The organism is Mucilaginibacter tolerans (assembly GCF_030519375.1).
Classification (GTDB): domain Bacteria; phylum Bacteroidota; class Bacteroidia; order Sphingobacteriales; family Sphingobacteriaceae; genus Mucilaginibacter.
In genome coordinates, this window is sequence record NZ_JAUMKB010000005.1 from 1 (window position 1) to 18636 (window position 18636).

11 protein-coding genes are annotated in these 18636 nt (G+C 42.2%); 1 reads left to right on the forward strand and 10 read right to left on the reverse strand.

Annotated features, from left to right (window positions below; all coding sequences use genetic code 11):
- Nucleotides 1–54 precede the first annotated feature (54 nt).
- The 10 genes from Q3A68_RS08305 to Q3A68_RS08350 form a co-directional block, all read right to left on the reverse strand.
- The gene (locus tag Q3A68_RS08305; RefSeq protein WP_302900601.1) at nt 55–192 is read right to left on the reverse strand and encodes a hypothetical protein; all 138 of its coding nucleotides are present in this window, start codon (nt 190–192) and stop codon (nt 55–57) included.
- Nucleotides 193–211: 19 nt separating this feature from the next.
- Nucleotides 212–2191 carry an alpha-L-arabinofuranosidase C-terminal domain-containing protein gene (locus Q3A68_RS08310; RefSeq protein WP_302900602.1) on the reverse strand — a complete coding sequence of 660 codons (1980 nt, stop codon included), beginning with the start codon at nt 2189–2191 and terminating at the stop codon, nt 212–214.
- A gap of 31 nt (nt 2192–2222) precedes the next feature.
- Nucleotides 2223–3677 (reverse strand): arabinan endo-1,5-alpha-L-arabinosidase, encoded by a 1455-nt coding sequence (locus tag Q3A68_RS08315; RefSeq protein WP_302900603.1) that lies wholly within the window; start codon nt 3675–3677, stop codon nt 2223–2225.
- A 54-nt stretch (nt 3678–3731) separates the two neighbouring features.
- Nucleotides 3732–5810, reverse strand: a complete 2079-nt coding sequence (locus Q3A68_RS08320) for an alpha-L-arabinofuranosidase C-terminal domain-containing protein (protein WP_302900604.1) — start codon at nt 5808–5810, stop codon at nt 3732–3734.
- Between the two features lie 88 nt (nt 5811–5898).
- On the reverse strand, nt 5899–7461 hold the full coding sequence (locus Q3A68_RS08325; RefSeq protein ID WP_302900605.1) for a RagB/SusD family nutrient uptake outer membrane protein: 1563 nt from the start codon (nt 7459–7461) through the stop codon (nt 5899–5901).
- Nucleotides 7462–7483: 22 nt separating this feature from the next.
- The gene (locus Q3A68_RS08330; RefSeq protein WP_302900606.1) at nt 7484–10762 is read right to left on the reverse strand and encodes a TonB-dependent receptor; all 3279 of its coding nucleotides are present in this window, start codon (nt 10760–10762) and stop codon (nt 7484–7486) included.
- A gap of 205 nt (nt 10763–10967) precedes the next feature.
- Nucleotides 10968–12053, reverse strand: a complete 1086-nt coding sequence (locus tag Q3A68_RS08335; protein WP_302900607.1) for a FecR family protein — start codon at nt 12051–12053, stop codon at nt 10968–10970.
- A gap of 66 nt (nt 12054–12119) precedes the next feature.
- Nucleotides 12120–12701 carry an RNA polymerase sigma-70 factor gene (locus tag Q3A68_RS08340; RefSeq protein ID WP_302900608.1) on the reverse strand — a complete coding sequence of 194 codons (582 nt, stop codon included), beginning with the start codon at nt 12699–12701 and terminating at the stop codon, nt 12120–12122.
- Nucleotides 12702–13555: 854 nt separating this feature from the next.
- On the reverse strand, nt 13556–13909 hold the full coding sequence (locus Q3A68_RS08345) for an RrF2 family transcriptional regulator (RefSeq protein WP_302900609.1): 354 nt from the start codon (nt 13907–13909) through the stop codon (nt 13556–13558).
- A gap of 325 nt (nt 13910–14234) precedes the next feature.
- The gene (locus Q3A68_RS08350; protein ID WP_302900610.1) at nt 14235–15128 is read right to left on the reverse strand and encodes an AraC family transcriptional regulator; all 894 of its coding nucleotides are present in this window, start codon (nt 15126–15128) and stop codon (nt 14235–14237) included.
- A 439-nt stretch (nt 15129–15567) separates the two neighbouring features.
- On the opposite strand from Q3A68_RS08350, the gene Q3A68_RS08355 reads away from it, so the two are divergent.
- Nucleotides 15568–18636, forward strand: a complete 3069-nt coding sequence (locus Q3A68_RS08355) for a SusC/RagA family TonB-linked outer membrane protein (RefSeq protein ID WP_302900611.1) — start codon at nt 15568–15570, stop codon at nt 18634–18636.

An 18636-nucleotide genomic window follows, 5' to 3' on the forward strand; every position in this document is an offset into this window, starting at 1 on the left:
CTGAATTGCTCCATCATCTTTTCTTTCATCTGGAATATAATTATTCCAAAAGTGTCAACCTATACCTGTATAAGACCCACTGTCCTGTTTGATCATTACCGGGTCATGAACAGAAATGTCTGTTCGCAGTTCTTGCGCAACTACAAGCCTGGAAGCAATAGTCAGCAATAAATACAATACTGCTCTTTTCATTTTTCGATTCGATACAGTGTTATTTTGCTATACTGACGCGAATAATGTTAAACGAATAAGGCTTCATCGTTAATTTTATTCGATTGTCCTTAATAACTAATGTATTTTTCTTTGGGCATATGGCAAGTGGTTCGTTTATTGAATTGACGCTATTCAGATCATCACTCTGGAGGACTGTAAGCGTGCCTTCTGATGACATTGTCGTTCCTTTCACTGAGAAGTCAGCTGTTTTTTCTACTTTTCCCGTATTGACGATCTTAATGATCAGTTCGTGTGTATTATTATTATCTAATGTTGCCGAAGCGAAACAACCGTCCTGTCCGGTTACCGCTTCATTATTTAAAGTGAGCGGCACTACGTCTGTTCCTTTGTTCAGTGAATACAATTGTTGTACATAGTAGTTGGGGGTACCAAAGGATTGTAAATTATCGAACCATATAAGGTCCGGCGTCCATTGCCATCCTTGAACATGGGCAAACAGGGGTGCGTAAGACGCCATAGTTACCACGTCGGCATTCCTCTCCAGTCCGGTCATAAAAGCTGCTTCAGACATAGCGCATTGCCAGTTATTTTTATTATCTGGACTCGCGATAGCGACACTTTGGGCTGCATATTCACCTGCAAATATCTTAGGACCTTTACGATCATAATTATCGTAACGTTTTGCGTTCTGCAAAAACCATTCTGGCGCGCGGTAATAATGCTCGTCTAAAATATCCGCAGTTAGCTCGCGGAACGTTTTATCCAGGTAATCAAACACTTCGCCATCAGGATTAGGCCCCAGGCTGCTAACCAATTTGATCTGAGGATATTTTGCATGAATAGCTTTTTCGAATAGCTTATATCTTTCAATATATTGGGGACCCCATTGTTCGTTACCAACCCCCATCATTTTTAAGTTAAACGGTTTCGGGTGCCCAAGCTGTGCGCGTTTTTTGCCCCAGGTCGTATTTACTGATCCATTTGCAAATTCAATCAGGTCGAGCGCATCCTGTACATAAGGGCCAAGCTGATTAACAGGCACCAGTTCGCAGGAGTTAAACTGGCAGGCCATGCCACAATTAATAATCGGCAAAGGCGATGCCCCGATATCTTCTGCCAGTTGAAAATATTCGAAAAAGCCCAAACCAAAGCTTTGGAAATAATCGGGCGACGGTCGATGGGCGAATTCCGTGTTCCATCGATTTACAATCATTCTGCGGTTGGCCACGTCGCCTATGGTTCGTTTCCATTGATAACGGGTATCCAGCTCGCGTCCCTCAACAATACAGCCACCGGGAAATCTTAAAAATCCAGGCTTCATATCTGCCAGCTTTTGTACCAGGTCCGCACGTAAACCACCCGGACGTTGCTTCCAGGTATCCTGCGGAAAGAGCGAGATCATATCCAGATCTACAGAACCCTTACCTTTTACGAGAACTTTTAAAGTCGCCTCGGCTTCGGTTTCCGTCGCGATAAAACTGGCTGAATACTTTTTCCATGCTTTTGATGAAGGCAGAACAGTAGTCTTCCCAATAACTTGGCCTGATTTGTTAACCAGTTCAATTTGAAGACTTAGTTCAGCGGTTTCAGGTTGTTTGGCAAGAATAGAAAAGTGATATCTGTTGTTCTTTTTGATCCCCATTCCATGAAAGCCTTCATTAATCAACCCATAACCGGCGGCGGATTTAGAATTTACCTCTATAAATCTCGGGTTGTATGGATTTTCTTGCCCTCGGTTTAAAACGAGAATACTACCGTCAGCACCCTGCTCTTTGATTTCCTTCCACCCCATTAATGGCGCAGAAAACTCAAACGAACGGTTCTTGACCAATTCGGCGTATACCCCGCCGTCACCCGCCATGTTAATATCTTCAAAAAATATCCCGTACATGGTGGGTTGAATATGTGCTTTTATTTTATCAGCATCAATGGTATAAATTTTCTCAGCGCTATTTGATTGACTATAGCCAAACGTATATGACACTATAGCCCAAAGCATTAAAAGATATCTTTTCATTCTTGGTTATTTTTGACTCATTAATCGGCAATTATCTTTTTTTACCCCAAACCGCAATTCCCGAATTGTTCAGTCCGGTAAAAACAACTGTTGAAGCAGCCTTATTTTCCCAGTCCCTTTCACGTTCTACTTTTACATTATCGGTATTGCCGTTGGCCCATTTGATTTGCAGCCAAGGAGCAGTATAAGTCCATGTGCCGGTTTGGCTTCCGCTAACCATCCCACCGGCGGCAATCGTGATGTCAGATGCCACTTGTAGATCAGGAGATGTTTGCTCTGCTGAATACCCCGGTACCACCTGGTAATCCAGTTGTATTCTTTCCCAGGTACCTGCCAGGTCAGATGCGGCAACAGCTGTTTGGGCAACGTTCGCATACCTTTCGGGCGATACCACTGGCCATCCATCTGGCGTCCAGGACATTTTACGGATATGCAAATCCATAAAATAGGAATTCACACTTGGTCTGCCGTTGTGGGCCATAAAATACTGACCATTACCGTCATCAAATACACCGCAATGTGCTGTACCCTGCCAGCCGCCGTGACCAATAAACTGGTATGGCGCTACGATCATAGGCCCGTGATCAAGATCGGTATTTAGATCAACTCCGTTGTAATCATAAAAAGGTCCTGTCGGGCTATCTGCACGCCCAACTCGTACGTTATATTTAGTTTGCAGCCAGTCGTATGAAATAAAAAGGAAGTATTTATTTTGTGTTGGATTGTAGATCACTTCTGCCCCTTCAATATTACCGTTATATTTTCCTGCAGAATATCCTCTGTTAGCAATTCTGATTCCTTTGTCACCGGGTGAAGAGGCAAGGCCGGTGGAAGGGTCAAGCTTCAGAATGTAGATGCCGTCCCAGGCAGATCCATAGTACATATACTGATCGCCGGCTGTGGTGGTTACGACTGTAGGATCAATAGCATTTGTCTGCCTGGTGTTATCATTTGCGGATGTCACCACAATACCTTTCTCTGTCCAAGGCCCCTCGGGCGAAGACGCCGTAGCCATACCAATTACGCTTAACCGGGCAACTGCCGACGATAAGGAATAGTATAACCGATATTCGCTGCCTGATTTTAATACATAAGGCGCCCATAAAGAATTAAAGGGAGTACCTCCTTTTGATGTTATATATTGCGATCCCTGGGCAGGTAAAGATGAGAATACCCATCCCACAAACTGCCATTGCACCAGATCTTTCGATTTTCTTATCTGTATTCCCGACCGTACATCAATACCGAAACCTACGTCGGTACTGTAACAGTAATAATAATCGCCAAACTTTTTAATTGACGGATCATGCACATTGTAAACCGACCATTTAGGATAATAAATAAATGGCGCGATATCAGCGTAAGTATCCGTGATGCTGTTTATATCAAAAACAGGAGTTGTGGTTTTGGTTGTATCAGCGGGATTATTGCCGGGCGTCACGCCTTTTTTACTGCATGCTGATAGGGTCGCTATCGCAGCGAACATTGTTATTAAATATTTAACTTTTCTCTGGCTCATATGCTCTTTTGTTTCTTCAGTTTATTCAGCTTCCAGTTCAAATATTGTGACACTTAATGCATCTGCGTTTAATGACTGGTCAGCATTTTTGACGACAGATTTGACAATTTTAATATCAGGAGTCACACCAGGATTATTGATCGCTTTAAGATCATGACCTGCTATTGTCCATTTTTCCCCCTCAGAGGGTACATTAATGTTTTTATAGCGAATATTTAATTTTTGTGCTCGTGTGGTGGGATTAACGACTGCTATGGTGATCTTTTTATGATCGCTGGTTAAAGCGGCCATGATATCCAACGGATATGTATTGCTTCCTGAAGTAACCGACGGCCTGTCGGCACCGGTAGTTCCCGCTATAACAGGTTGTTCAGCATCTCCGCTTACAGATATTGGTATTGTTCCGAAATGGTCAGCATACAATTTGATCGTAAGCCCATTCGGTTGTATTGCACTAGATGTTGCTGTATATAACAGCCCGAGTGGTGCGCTTGTCGAAGTATATGCCGACATCTTAATCATATCGGTATGCCGGGCTATTTCATTAAAACCTTCAGCTGTCGCGAGGGCATCTTCCAAGCCCCAGCCATCCTTCATCCGCCATTCATCAAGTGCAATAAAAATATTTTTTTCTTTAACAAAGGGCATTCTTTTTACATACTCGCCATAAGCCTCTGCTGCTCCTTTTATTCTGTTTGGCAATCGCCTTATACGCTGTGGCAATGAATCTTTGACATACTCAAATTTTTGTGTTTTCTCGTTATAAGCGGAATCTGATATCGGATACAGATGCTCGGCGATAAAATTCATATCATCTGCATTTTTCGCCAGTAGGTTACCTGACCAATCCTGTTCGGAATCATAACTATATGGCACCTTTGCTATCTCAGGATGGCTTGTATAAACTGACGTCGATCCCATTTCAAACGGAGACGCGCCTGATGCTACGATCATAATAGAAGGATCGGCCTTCTTCATTTCGCCGGCAAATATTTTATGTTTTATCGTATAATACTTTATAGACATGTGGCCCAATTGCCACTCGCCGTACATCTCATTTCCTATTCCCCACCATTTCACATGATATGGTTTTGGGTGACCATTTCGGGCGCGTAACTTCCCCATAGGTGTAGATACCGGCCCATTGACATATTGTACCCATTGTGCCGCCGAAAATGCATCTCCGAAACCGGCATTTACTCCGATATAAGGTTCCACGTTTAGCAGCTTGCATAAAGTCATATACTCATCTGTACCGACGTCGTTCGACTCCATTGCACCCCAGGCATAGTCATATCGCGGAGCACGTTTATCTCTTTCCCCTACTCCATCACGCCAGTTATAACCGGACGAAGCGTTTCCGCCCCAGCGTATAATTCCTAAATGCATCTCTTTTAAATTGTTCAATATGTCTGCTCTGAACCCGCTGATATTATCTGCGGGCATTAATGACACCGCGCCAATATAAAATACCGCACTCCCTTTCCCGGTTATTTCGAAAACAGCATTACTTGTGGTGGTGGTTGCAATAAATTTAAAAGGGTACTTGTGGTAACCCGCATTATTACCGGCGTTACCAATGCCAATACTACCCTGCTTTATTCCGTCAGCCATTAGGCAGACATTAACAGTTACTCCTGGTTTGGATTTCAGAATAACATAGCCAACATAGGCATGACCACTTTGTAAGTTGATACCCGATTGTTTTATACCATGTTTGGCACCCTGCTCCGATAATATTTTTACTGAATGGGCGCCGGCATAAACATGAACGCTATCCATTTTTACAAATTCATCAGGACCCAGAGGCTTCCAGCGGCCCAAATATTTGCGCGAATTTGCCGGCTGTAAATTTTCATTGGAATTTACCGGATAAAAAAATTTTCTGTCGCCCAGCATTTCCGACCATAGTCCGCCCTCGAAATAGTTAAACAGTAATTCTATAAATTGACCATAGATCAATTTTGATATTGGCGGCTGTTTACTATTAGCGTCTATATTTACATTAACTACCGTATCATGATGAGTTGCAGGTTGACTATTCCCCTTATTGATCATCAACAAGATCAAACAAACTATCATAAATATCTTACGGGCCATCTTGGAGAATCAGTGCTTTATTTAGGCAGACAAGCTGCACCGCCGATAAAGGCGGCGCATTTGTTGCCAGATCTCAAATTGTTAACTATTAGTAGGTTGGATTTTGTTTGTACCCCGGATTGTTGTCGATCTCAGATTGAGGTATCGGGAAGTACTCTCGTCCGGGCTGATAAGTATTAAACTCAGCATCCCTTGATTTTAGCAATGCAAGTTTAACCGGGTCTTGCAACCAGCCCCAGCGACGGATATCGTCAAAGCGATGCCCCTCCAGGCAAAACTCAAGCAGGCGTTCATGAGCAAGCTGATCACGCATTTCCGCTTGTGACATTCCCGGTCTTACAACGGCAAGATCAGGGAGGTTTGCACGGGTTCTCACCTTTTGAATGTAAGGGTAGGCTTGAGCTGTTTGTTCGGTTTCATTCAAACACTCCGCATACATCAGCAATATGTCAGCATATCTCATCAATCTTTCATTGATACCTGAACGCCAGTCGAACTCATCGGCACGGGTGTCGCCATTTTCGTATTTGCGGCAAAAAATATCGTTCAAATCAGCCGGGTTACTGGCGTACCTTTCCGAAAACAAATGTCCATACAATGTTTCACCGGGCTTATTGTAGTAAATAGTTGCATCTATGCGGGGATCTACATTACCATCTACTGTTTTCTCTATCATATACTCATTTAATGCTGAAAAAGTAGGTTGTACGTCTGTCCAGCCAAAGCTACGCGGGGCAAATGTAATGGCCCGAGCAGAAGTGCGTCCCCAGGTTGATGTTGGCGCTCCACCCCAACCGAGGTCGGTACCACCTGCATCACGAGAAAATTGCACCTCGAAGATCGATTCAATGTTGTTTTCGTTAGCTTCGGTGAAATTGTCTTTATAGTTTGGTACAAGATCGTAAACGCCCAGGTCGATCACCGCTTTGAACTGTGCTGCCGCACCGGCAAAATCTTTATTAAACAATAAAGCTTTACCCAGATAGCCCATGGCAGCCCCTTTTGTTGCACGACCTATTTGCCCGGCGTCGGGGCCGTCAGTATTGGTATATGAAACCGGCAGAAGAGGAATTGCCGCAGTAAAATCGGCTTCAATTTGTTTCCAGCCTTCGGCTTCAGATGATTGCGGAACATAATAGTCTGACTTGGTTTTCACGTAGTGGGTAGGTAAAGCCACTCTACCGAAAAAGTTCACCAGGTGAAAGAAGTATAGGCCTCTTAAAAAAAGTGCTTGTCCAAGGATACGTTTTTTTAAGTTAGCATCCATGTTTATGTTTGGAACGTTATCCAAAACCTGGTTGCAACGGGCGATACCTTCATAGTACGCACCAAATGCCCAGCCGTAGCCCGCGCCGTCAGCTGTGCCCAAGGCAAATCGGCCAATGTTATAAAAGGCAGTCCACGGGCTGTTACTTCTCACATCATCGCCTCTTATATCCAGCATGGCCGGAGTAAAGCGCATATACGACCCGTCAATAATCAAACTGCCATATGCGGCATTTAATCCGGCGATAGCATCACTTTGTGTTTTCCAAAATGTTATTGCGGCTTGCTGATTTGGATTGACCTGATCTAATTTCTTATTGCAGGCAGTGAGGCATAAAACAGCCAAAAACGCCCATGATATATATTTGATATTATTAGTTTTCATGATTTTTATTGTTAAAAATGATTTATAAACCAACTTGCACACCCAGCATTACTGTTCTTGGATTCGGGAAAGATCCGTAGTCAAAACCCCGGCTAAATAAACCATCGCTTATAAAATCGGGGTCATATCCTCGATATTTGGAAACAGTTAATAAATTCTGCCCGGAAACATATATTCTGAAACTGCTGAAAACATGGGTTCTGCCTAAAACATTCTTAGGGATAGTATAGCCTATTTGTGCATTTTGGACTTTGACGTAAGAGCCGCTTTCAACAAAACGATCTGAAAAACGTGCGTTGCCATTTGGGTCACCTATGATGGGCCTTGGCACATTCGTATTAGTGTTTGTTGGGGTCCAAAAGTTTAATTCGTCGACAGACGAGTTGCCGTATTGGCCAACCATCAAATCGTGGTAAACACCGTTAAACACTTTATTACCGGCACTACCCTGGAAGAAAACTGATGCATCAAAATTATTATATGACGCATTTAAATTTAACCCGTAGTATATTTTAGGTATTACAGATCCCAGATAAACTCTGTCGGCATCAGTAATCACACCATCTTTATTTACATCTTTGAATTTAACATCACCGGGAGCTGCCAAATTCTGAGTAGCATGGTTAGTTACATCTGCCGCGTTCTGGAATATACCTTCGGTTACAAAACCATACAGTTCACCCACTGAGCGGCCAACTTCTGTCTTGCTTCCGGCACCGTATATCGGGTTGTTGGTACCACCCAATTTTAACACTTTATCTTTGAGTGTGTTGGCATTGCCGGTGATGTCAAGTTTTAATTTCCCTATGTTGGTTTTATAATTCAAGGTAAATTCAACACCCTTGTTTTCTGTGGAGGCTGCATTCGTAGTTACATTTGGAGGCACAGAACCAACCGATAAAGGAAGCGGAATACCAACGATAATGTCACTGGATTTTTTATAAAAATATTCGGCCGTAAATAAAAGTCTCTCGTTAAAAAGGCCTAAATCAAGCGCCGCATTTGCAGTTGTAGTCGATTCCCACTTGATATTAGGATCTGCTACGGCAACCACCGTTGCACCTGGCGCCAGAGTGTTACCAAATACATAACTTGCATTGCCATTAACATAAGCTTGATACATGTAGTCAGGGAAATTCTGATTACCCAAAACGCCATATCCGCTTCTCAATTTCAGGCTACTGATAAATGAAGGTAAATGAAGGGATTTTTCATTACTGACATTCCATGCCGCAGCGATAGAGGGGTAATTACCGGCTTGGTTTAAAGGAGAGAACCGTGAAGAAGCATCTCTTCTAAAATTTGCTGTGATCAAATAACGGTCGTCAAAATTATAGTTTAAACGACCAAAATAGGATAATATGGTATGGGTAAATTGGCCCCCCACCAAACCTTTAGCTGCTGGATTAGCAATGGAGCCAAAAGTGTAAAGTTGAAGGCTTCCCACATCAGATGCGGTACCGAGCATATCCTGACCGCCATCCTGCTCATAAGAAGTACCGGCTAAAAGGTCCAGCTTATGTTTACCTGCTGACAGTCTGTAGGATAATGTATTTTCCGCAAGGCCTGTATGCGCATTACCGCGTTGGTCAGACAGATAATATTTGGTATTCAGATAATAAAAACCCAAATCATATGAAGGCTCATAATGATAGTTTTCAAAATCAGTACGATCATAACTAACATTCACCTTGTATTTTAAATTTTTAAGCACTTCAAGTTCGCCCCAAAAATTACCGAACGCCCTGTTGCGGTTGCTATAGTCAGTCACTAGGCTATTCATACCAATAACGTTGAGCGTTATAGCTCTTTGCGTAACGTTATCGCTGCCGCCGTAGCCCCCCAATCGGTTAGGATCATAAACCGGCATGGTAGGTATGGCCGTTAACATGCTTGTAACCCCGCCCCCAAATACTGCATGAGAACTTGTTATAGCCAGGTTATCTTTATGCGACTGGGTATAAGCAGTCTTTCCGCCAAAGCTGAATATGCCCTTTTTGCCTTGAAAACTGCCAGTATAACTATAACGCTGGTAACTCTGAGGGCCCTTTAGTGTGCTTGTCTGATCAAAATCACCAAGGTTCAGGTTATAGCTCGTTGCGTCGCTGCCACCAGACAAGCTAAAGTTATGGTCCTGGATATGTCCGGTTTGAAACATTTCCTTCTGCCAGTCGGTATTCACATTACTGATAAAGGCTGCATTTGAAGGGTCATTTGCCGGAGCTATGGATAAGCCCGCATTGAGTTCGGCCGCTGTGGTGATTTTTTGATAGCCTATTCTATCGGTTACAGGGATGTGTTTAGCGATGTTCTGCAATCCATAATATCCGTCATAATTAACTTTCAATGGTCCTGATCTGCCCTTTTTGGTGGTAATAATTACTACCCCTGTTGCGGCCTTCGAACCATATATCGCTCCGGCAGAAGCATCTTTTAGTACCTGTATACTTTCAATGTTATCGGTTGGAAAGTCAAACGGTGCGTCTACTGGCACGCCATCGATTACAAATAAGGGGCTGTTGTTACCAAACGTGGCAATACCCCGAACTTTTATCTGTACAAAGCCGCCTGGTTCTCCCGAACCTTGCACGCTCACGCCGGCCGCCTGGCCCTGAAGCAGTTTGGCTACGTCATAGGATGCGGTCTTTTTTGCATTATCTACGTTTACAACGGATACTGATCCCGTAAGGTCCTTCTTTTTAACAGAGCCATACCCAATAACCACCAACTCATTCAGAGAGCTAGGTGCGGCTTTAAGCTGTATATTGACAATAGCGTTTCCATTAATTGGCACCTCTTGGGAGTTGTAGCCCACAAAAGAAAAAATAAGTACAGCATTGTTTGATTTGGCATCCGGAATATCTAATGCGTACTTTCCGTCAATGCCGGTTTGAGTTCCCAATTCCGACCCTTTTAACTTTACGCTTACTCCGGACATCGGCTGACCGTTTTCTTCAGTGACTTTCCCGGTTACTTTGTTAACCACAACCATTGCCCCTTTTTCAGACAGGACCACCAGGTTGTTGTCGTTTAATCTGTATACCAGGTTGGTATTGGCAAGCAAAGCGGTCATTGCTTCGTCAAGCGATGCATTTACCACATTCAGGCTTGCCGGCAGAGAATTTTTATCCAGCACATCGTCATTATATAAGAAACGATAGTCAGACTTTTTTTCAATCTCTTTAAACGCCTTTTTTAAGGGCACATTCTGGAAACTGACATTAATTTTACTCTGACCATACCCCTTTGACATAGCCTGCAGTGAAGAGACCAGTATCAGTACAAGGATAAATTTTAACATAAAAAAGATCTTCAAAAATCGGTTTAACCGCAATTGGTTGGTGCGGTATGTGTTTTTTTTCATAATTTAGCACTAAGGTTGTTTAACTATTTGGTTTCTAAAGGACAGGTAGTTAATTGATACCATTTACACGGGGAAATGCGCCAACATTTTCCCGTTTTTTGGTTTATATGTAAGTTATCTTATCATAGGCCACATCGTTTAGTTAATAAATTATAATTTTGTTGTTATCATTTTTAAAATGGAAATAAGCCGAAGCTTGCAAAGCTCGGAGGGCCCTTTCAATTGATTCGTTCTGAAATCTTCCGGTAAATCTTAGTTTTTGGGTTTCTTCGTTTTTAAAAACGATGGATACATTATACCTGCGCTCCAACCTTTCTGCTAAATTTTCAAAGCTCTCGGCATCAAAGGCGAATTTATCTTCCATCCATAAAGCCTCACTGGGCAATGTATCTTTCTTAGCTTGATGTATCCTGCCCAAGGCTATTAACGGCACCTCTTCAGTTGTTGATTCCGATACTATACCCTTAGCAGCTTCTTGCTCCTTGTTAATGATGGTAAGTTTTTCAGACGCCTTCAGGATAATCTTTTTCTCAGGATTCTTTAAAACGGTGAGCTCTATCCGGCCACGTACAAGGGAGGTTTCCGAGGTTTTATCTTTATTATAAGCACGTACATTAAACGCAGTACCAAGCACCCTAATGCTGATCGTGGATGTAGTTAAAATAAAAGGGTGATGGGCGTCCTTAACAACGTCAAAAAAGGCTTCACCTGCCAGCGAAACTTTTCTAAACTCGACGCCATAATCAGTATTGTAAACTAATTTACTGCCAGAGTTTAACCATACTTTGGTGCCATCGGGTAATTGAACTTTACTAATGCCATTTTTGGGTGCAAGGATTACATTGTTACCATTATTTTCAACTTTCTGGACTTTTGCAATCCATAATATAACCAGCAATGCACTTGCAGCAACCCATACCGAAAACTTAAAAAATTTGATTATTCTTCCTTTTGACGATGTATTTGTGTGAGGCGCTTCCTGCCCGGTTGTTACGATTTCATTTTTTTCGGCAACGTCGAGTTTGGCTTCAAAAGCGCTCCACTTTTGTTCTAAATTACTGCTTGATTTTTCCTGGTATTGATTTTTCCAAATCTCTTCAAGCAACGATATCGAATACATATCAGTTATGCCATCCTCCCGAAGTAACTCTTCAAGCTCAAGCAATTCTTCCGCGGTTGCGTTACCGCTTAACTTTTTACCAATAAGTATCCAGATGTTATTAATCATTATATCAGGCTCTGTATATAGAGACTGGAAATAATGAAAACACCCTAGTCAAAAAAATAATTTATTTTAAAAAGATTTCGCCGGAATGGCATTTATTGGTCTTTGGGAACTTGCAACGGCATTGGCCAGTTGTTTTAGGGCATTTCCCATGTGGTATTCTACTGTTTTAACAGATATATCCAACAGCTCCGCTACTTCCCTGTATTTTAAGCCATCCTCTTTTACAAGCTTAAAAACTAATTTACATTGCTCGGAGAGTTTACTCAAGGAATAATTGATGGTTTTGGCCAGATCTTCATAAACAAGCCGTTGTTCGCCGGTAATTGAGGAATCAACTATTTCAATACTGATATCCTCAATAGGTACCTGTTTTATATCTGATTTCGAAATATGGGTGAACGATTTATTCTTGACAGCCTTATAACAATAAAAAGCGAAGTTATTTATAGAAGTAAGGGTCGTCCGATGCATCCAAAGATTCATAAATACATCGTCAACTATTTCTTCAGCTACTACTTCTTGTTTCACAAGCGATTTAGCCAGGCAAAACAATCTACTATAATAGAGTAAATATAGCCTTTCAAACGATATCCGGCTGCTATTTAAGGCAATATCGTTCAACAAATCCCTTATTTCCGTTTCTGACATATCAATTCAATGGACTTATAGTTTAATCAAAAAGGGCACCAATATACAGACATGCGCTTTTGTCGCTGACGACAAGCAGCTTCTGAACTTTTATAAATTTGGTTGTTTCGGTTTACTCTTAGGCTGGCTGATTGCCTGGCCTAATTAAAAACTAAAGTAAAGTAAAAAAATTTTAATTGTGAAATTAACACTTAAGATTTTTTTAAAATAACTAGTGTATAAATAACGCTTTGGATTGTCAAATATGACCTGCATTATCGGTTTTCGCGCTAAATACTACTTTTAAAAAAATATCTGTCATCGAAAAAAAATACTACCTCCGCAGCTTTCCGGCTATAACAGGTCACTATTTCAGTTAATTGGGTCGTTCCCTCTTGATTTTAAAAAATAGATTGATGGTTTTTATTAACCGGCAGCACGCGTGTGGAAACACATGGGCTTTGACGCAAGTTTAAGGAGAGTAGTAAGACCATTAAACAATGGGTGAACAGGCTTCAGCGCGATCAACCAATCCTGGATTTCTAAAAACATTTTCAAGCACTTACAAACTATTTCAATCGATAAAGCAATCGACTTTAATTTTTTTTAAATGTATTCGTGATAATATCTGCCGCTGTAAAAAATAAGCGTTATTTTGACACTAATTACGAATTCATAATGGCCCTTAAATAGTCTCTTGGTGCATGCAGGTTCCAAAACTCCAGCTATTCCTTACGCTTAACATCTGATTTAATTAGATACAAAAAGACCTTTAAGTCTTTACATGAATAAAATTTAACTCTTCCTCAAAAAGCCGCCACCGTTCTTTAGTTTCTTTGCCATACTCCCAATGGCCGCCTCCTCCATCATCTTTTTTATTCCCGACCGGATGGATTTAAATTTGCTATGCAGTGGGCAAGGTTCCATTTCTGAACACGCTTTGAGCCCAACCCGCATCCTGTAAACAGGTTATCTCCGTCAACTGTGAGAACTACGTCAATAAGCCTTGTGTTATACTGATCGTGATCCAGGAAAAAGCCTCCGTTCACGCCTTTTTGGGAACTGATGATATTGTTGCGGGAAAGAATTTGCAGGATTTTCGCGGTAAAAGGTTGGGGGGCCACAATATGATCACATATTTCAGCTATACCGACCTTAGCGTCTTTATTGCCCTTTGCAGCAATATAGATTGCCGCCCATATCGCGTACTCACTTGATTTTGAAAACATCACAATTGCTCCTCAGCTTCATACTATAGCGTGAAGTTGATATGTAGCCATAGATATTGAAACTAAATTGAATGCAAGTTACCCGACCCTTATCAGTAATGCCATGCTACAACTCACTTAATAATAATATGATTGACGTCATAAAATTATTCACTTAAGGGCGCTATTTGAGATTAATATCAACTTAGCCTTAATTGGACTAAATTCGAAACATTTTACAGAAAGTATGAGAATTCTGTCCACAATTAATCGGTTGGGCAAGTTCTGTATCAGGACATTTCACTCTGGCAAATCGACCAAAGACCACTCAAAAAAAGGCGATGAATTATATTTTCTTATGTTGATTCTTATAATTAACAGGCGAGACGCCCATAACCTTTTTAAATAATCTTGAAAAATAATAGGGATCATCAAAACCCAGCTCTGTACAGATTTCCTTGATATTCCGGTCACTAAAATATAGGTATTGACATGATTTCTGGATTTTGAGCTGGTTGAAATATTGATGTGGGGAACGCCCCGTTTTTTGCATAAATAACCTGCAGAAATGCGCAATAGAAAGGTGCTGACGGTCTGCAAACAGGTCCAGGCTTATCGACCGGTGCAGATTTTGCTTCATATATTCGATTGAATCAGAAACAACATCCCGCTCTTGTAATGATGGGTTTATCTCCTTTTGAAAAATAAATGATGAAATAAAGGCCATCAATTTGATGTTAATAATTTCAATCTCACGGCGTTCAAAACTATTCTCCAGCAGGTCGAATATCTCATTGAATGCATACAAACGCTGTTCATCATAAGGTATGCCGTCGCTTTCCAACCTTTTGTGCTCGTAATGCCGCTCATATAGTAAGTCGGCCTGTTCGCCGCCGAAGTGCACCCAGTAAATACTCCATGGATTGTCGCGGCTGCTTTGATAATGATGAGGCATATTCTTAGGAATAATAAAAAAGGTGTTCGGCTTCATTGCAACTTCCTTCTTCTGAATAAATATTTTTCCGGCACCTTCAACACAGTAGAGCAGAATATATTGCGGACTACCAAATTTCCTTTCCCGGTCATGATTCAGGGCTTTGGGATAATAACCAATATCTGTTAGATAAAACCTTTTGATCAATTCATTTTTCAAAACACCTTTCCTGATATTCGGCGGTAAGACGATCATTCGTTGGCCAACGAACCCCTCTTTTACTTTTTTATCATTTATAAAATTCATGGTGTTATTATTTCTGAAAGTAAATCTAAAATGTTATAAAAATATTAGCTACGCATGTTATTAATATCCATCAGAATGATAATTTAGTCCATCATAAACAGCATAATGAAACATTGCTTTTGCATATTGACTAGTTTTCAATCATTTGAAATTTAAATCATTACGATTTACAAGGCAAGTTGGCTGCATTTTTTGAATCACATCTTCCAGAATCGATTTTACATAAAGCTACGACTCCTCTCTTGTTATTAAAATCCATCTTTTTAAAAATAATGTCCATTTTAAAAAGTTCACGTTTCCGCTAGGTTTACCAAGCCAATTAAGACTGTGCTTTTCCCGATTTAAATACCTTCCAGAAGATAGCTATCTGGGAGCAGTCAATCCTGAAAGAGTTCCGTCACACCAAATTTTAACTTAAAACCAAATAAACCGATTAATTATGCAAAAATTTACTAACCTATTTTTGCGGCGAACAACGTTCATTCTGATGGTTTTTTTCACCATCTGTTTTTCGGCCGCTGCGCAGACAAGCACCGTTACGGGTGTTGTAACCGCCAAAGAAGACAACACACCAATCCCCGGGGTGACGGTAACAATCAAAAACACAAAACAGGGCCTCGCTACTGATGCTAACGGAAAGTTTTCTCTGAACGTACCCGCAGGTGCTGTGCTTGTTTTCAACCTCGTCGGTTACGAACCGACGGAGGTCCCTGTTAATGGGCCGGTGGTAAATGCGAGCCTTACCGCCAGGCAAAATAACCTTAACGAGGTTGTCGTAATAGGTTACGGCACAGTCAAAAAGAAAGATCTTACCGGTGCAGTTGCCAATATTAAAGGTGCCGATATCAAATCACAAGGCGTCAGCGACGTAACCAAAGCCCTTCAGGGCAAACTGCCGGGAGTGACAATTGAGGCTGCAGGGGGTAATCCGGGATCGGGAACCAGGATACTGATACGGGGTGTAGGTTCATTAAATAATGCTACACCGTTATATCTGGTCGATGGCGTCCAGGTTGCCAATATTAATAACCTGAGTCAAAATGACATCCAGTCGATCGATATATTAAAAGATGCATCGGCAGCAGCGATCTATGGTTCACGTGCTGCAAACGGTGTCGTTTTGGTGACAACCAAATCAGGTAAAAGCGGGCAGACGGTCATACAGGCAAATGCGAATTATGGCGTTCAGAATATTGCTCATCGTGTAGATGTGCTGGACGCGGAACAATGGGCCACGGTGAGCAATGCGGCGCACGACGCAGCCGGACTAGCCCGGTTATCCATAGCCCAGAATCCGCAGTCTCTTGGCGCGGGCACCAACTGGCAGGACGCCATCTACCGGAGTGCCCCTATTCAGCAATATGACCTGCTACTAAGCGGAGGAAATCCTTCTACCAATTACAGCGTATCAGGAAGCTTCCTTGACCAGGATGGGATCGTAAAGGTCACCGGCTACAATCGTTATAACCTCCGCGCAAAATCTGAAACAAGTAAAGGGCCTTTCAAATTTGGTGAAACCATTATTCTTACAAGGGAAAAAACGATCTCGATGCCAGGTGGCTGGGGCGGACAAGGCGGCAACCCTGTAGGTTCTGCAGCCAAAATGATACCTGTTTTTGGCATTTATGACCCGACAGCGGTTGGCGGTTTTGCAGGTGCAACGGGGCCGGTTGTAAATGTTGCTAATCCGTTAGCCCAATTGAATCTGGAAGACATCAACCGAATATCATCCAATATTTTAACCAACGCTTATGGACAACTTACTATTTTGCCTGGCCTGACCTATAAACTTAATTTTGGCTATACCAGCAATTTTGGCACCGGGACGGATTATTACAAACGTTATGTAGTGGGCACCTTATTCTCGCACCCCACTAATGATCTGAGTATCAGCAAAGACCAGACGAATCTCTTGCTCGTGGAAAATACGTTGAACTACACAAAGCAGTTCGGAAAACATAGTATACAGGCCCTGGCAGGATATACTTATCAAAAAAATGATTATAGCTATTTGCTTTCGGCCAGGACGGATTTGCCCGATGGACTGGAGAACATTGATGCGGGCGCCGGTACGTCTACAACCGGTGGAAACAGCGTCGAGAGTACTTTACTGTCTGCTTTAGGCCGGGTAATTTACTCTTATGATGACCGTTACCTGATGACAGCCAGTTTCCGCCGGGATGGTTCATCACGTTTTGGCTCAAATAACAGATACGGTAATTTCCCATCCGTCGCCTTAGGCTGGAATACATCCAATGAAAAGTTTTATGGCTCTTCCCTGAAGGATGTTCTTTCTACTTTCAAACTCCGGGCGAGCTATGGCGTGTTAGGTAACCAGGAAATCGGCGACTACCAATACAGTGCAGCAGTTGCGTCAAATATTAATTATGTAACAGGTACAACTCAGCAAAAGTGGTTCGGAGCTATCCAGACCTCATTCGCTGATCCAAATATCAAATGGGAAAATACCAAAACTGTCAATGCCGGGTTTGATGCGGGATTTTTCAGGGACAAGTTATTCCTGACTGCCGACTACTTTATTAAAACCACCGATGATGTGCTGTTGAATGTGCCAATTCCCGGCTCAGCAGGATCAACAAGCAACCCCGTTGTTAATGCAGGCAGCCTGCGCAACAAGGGTATCGAACTGGGAGTCAACTATACGGACCAGATCGGAAAAGTAAAATACAGCATTTTCGGCACCTTCAGTGCAGTTAAAAACAAAGTACTCCAATTGGGTACAGGCACGCAGCAAATTTTCGGCGGACAACCAACCCATCACGGCGCTTCGAGCACCATGACCGAAGCCGGCGGCCCTATCACAGGCTTTTATCTCATCAAAGACATAGGCATTTTCCAGTCCCAGGCGGAAGTTGATGCTTACAAAGACAAGAACGGAAATGTAATCCAGCCAAATGCCCATCCTGGCGACATTAAATTTTTGGACGCGAACGGCGACGGACAGATCACAGCCGAGGATAAAGTTTACCTGGGCAGTCCTTTCCCTAATTTCGAATATGGCTTCGGATTCAATGCATCTTACAGGAATTTTGACATCAATGCCTTTTTCCAGGGAACACATGGCAACAAAATATACAACGGCTTAAGGCAAGACCTGGAAAGCATGAGCCTTGAATTTAATTATTCAGCAACGACACTTAAAGCGTGGACTCCTCAGAATACCAACACCACCGTGCCGCGCGCGGTGACTAATGACCCTAATTTCAACGATCAAACATCATCGCGGTTCCTGGAGAGCGGCAGCTATATGCGGTTAAAAACACTTCAGATCGGGTATACATTAGATGATAATTTGAAACGGAAATTGAAGGTCAGTTCATTACGGATTTATGTGAGCGGCGACAATGTGTTTACTATTACTAAATACACAGGATTTAACCCTGATCTGGGCAGGACAGGAAGCATATTTGATCGCGGTGTCGACTTTGGCCATGTTGCCTACCCGCTGGCGAGAACTTTTAGCGTCGGCTTGCAATTAGGTTTATAA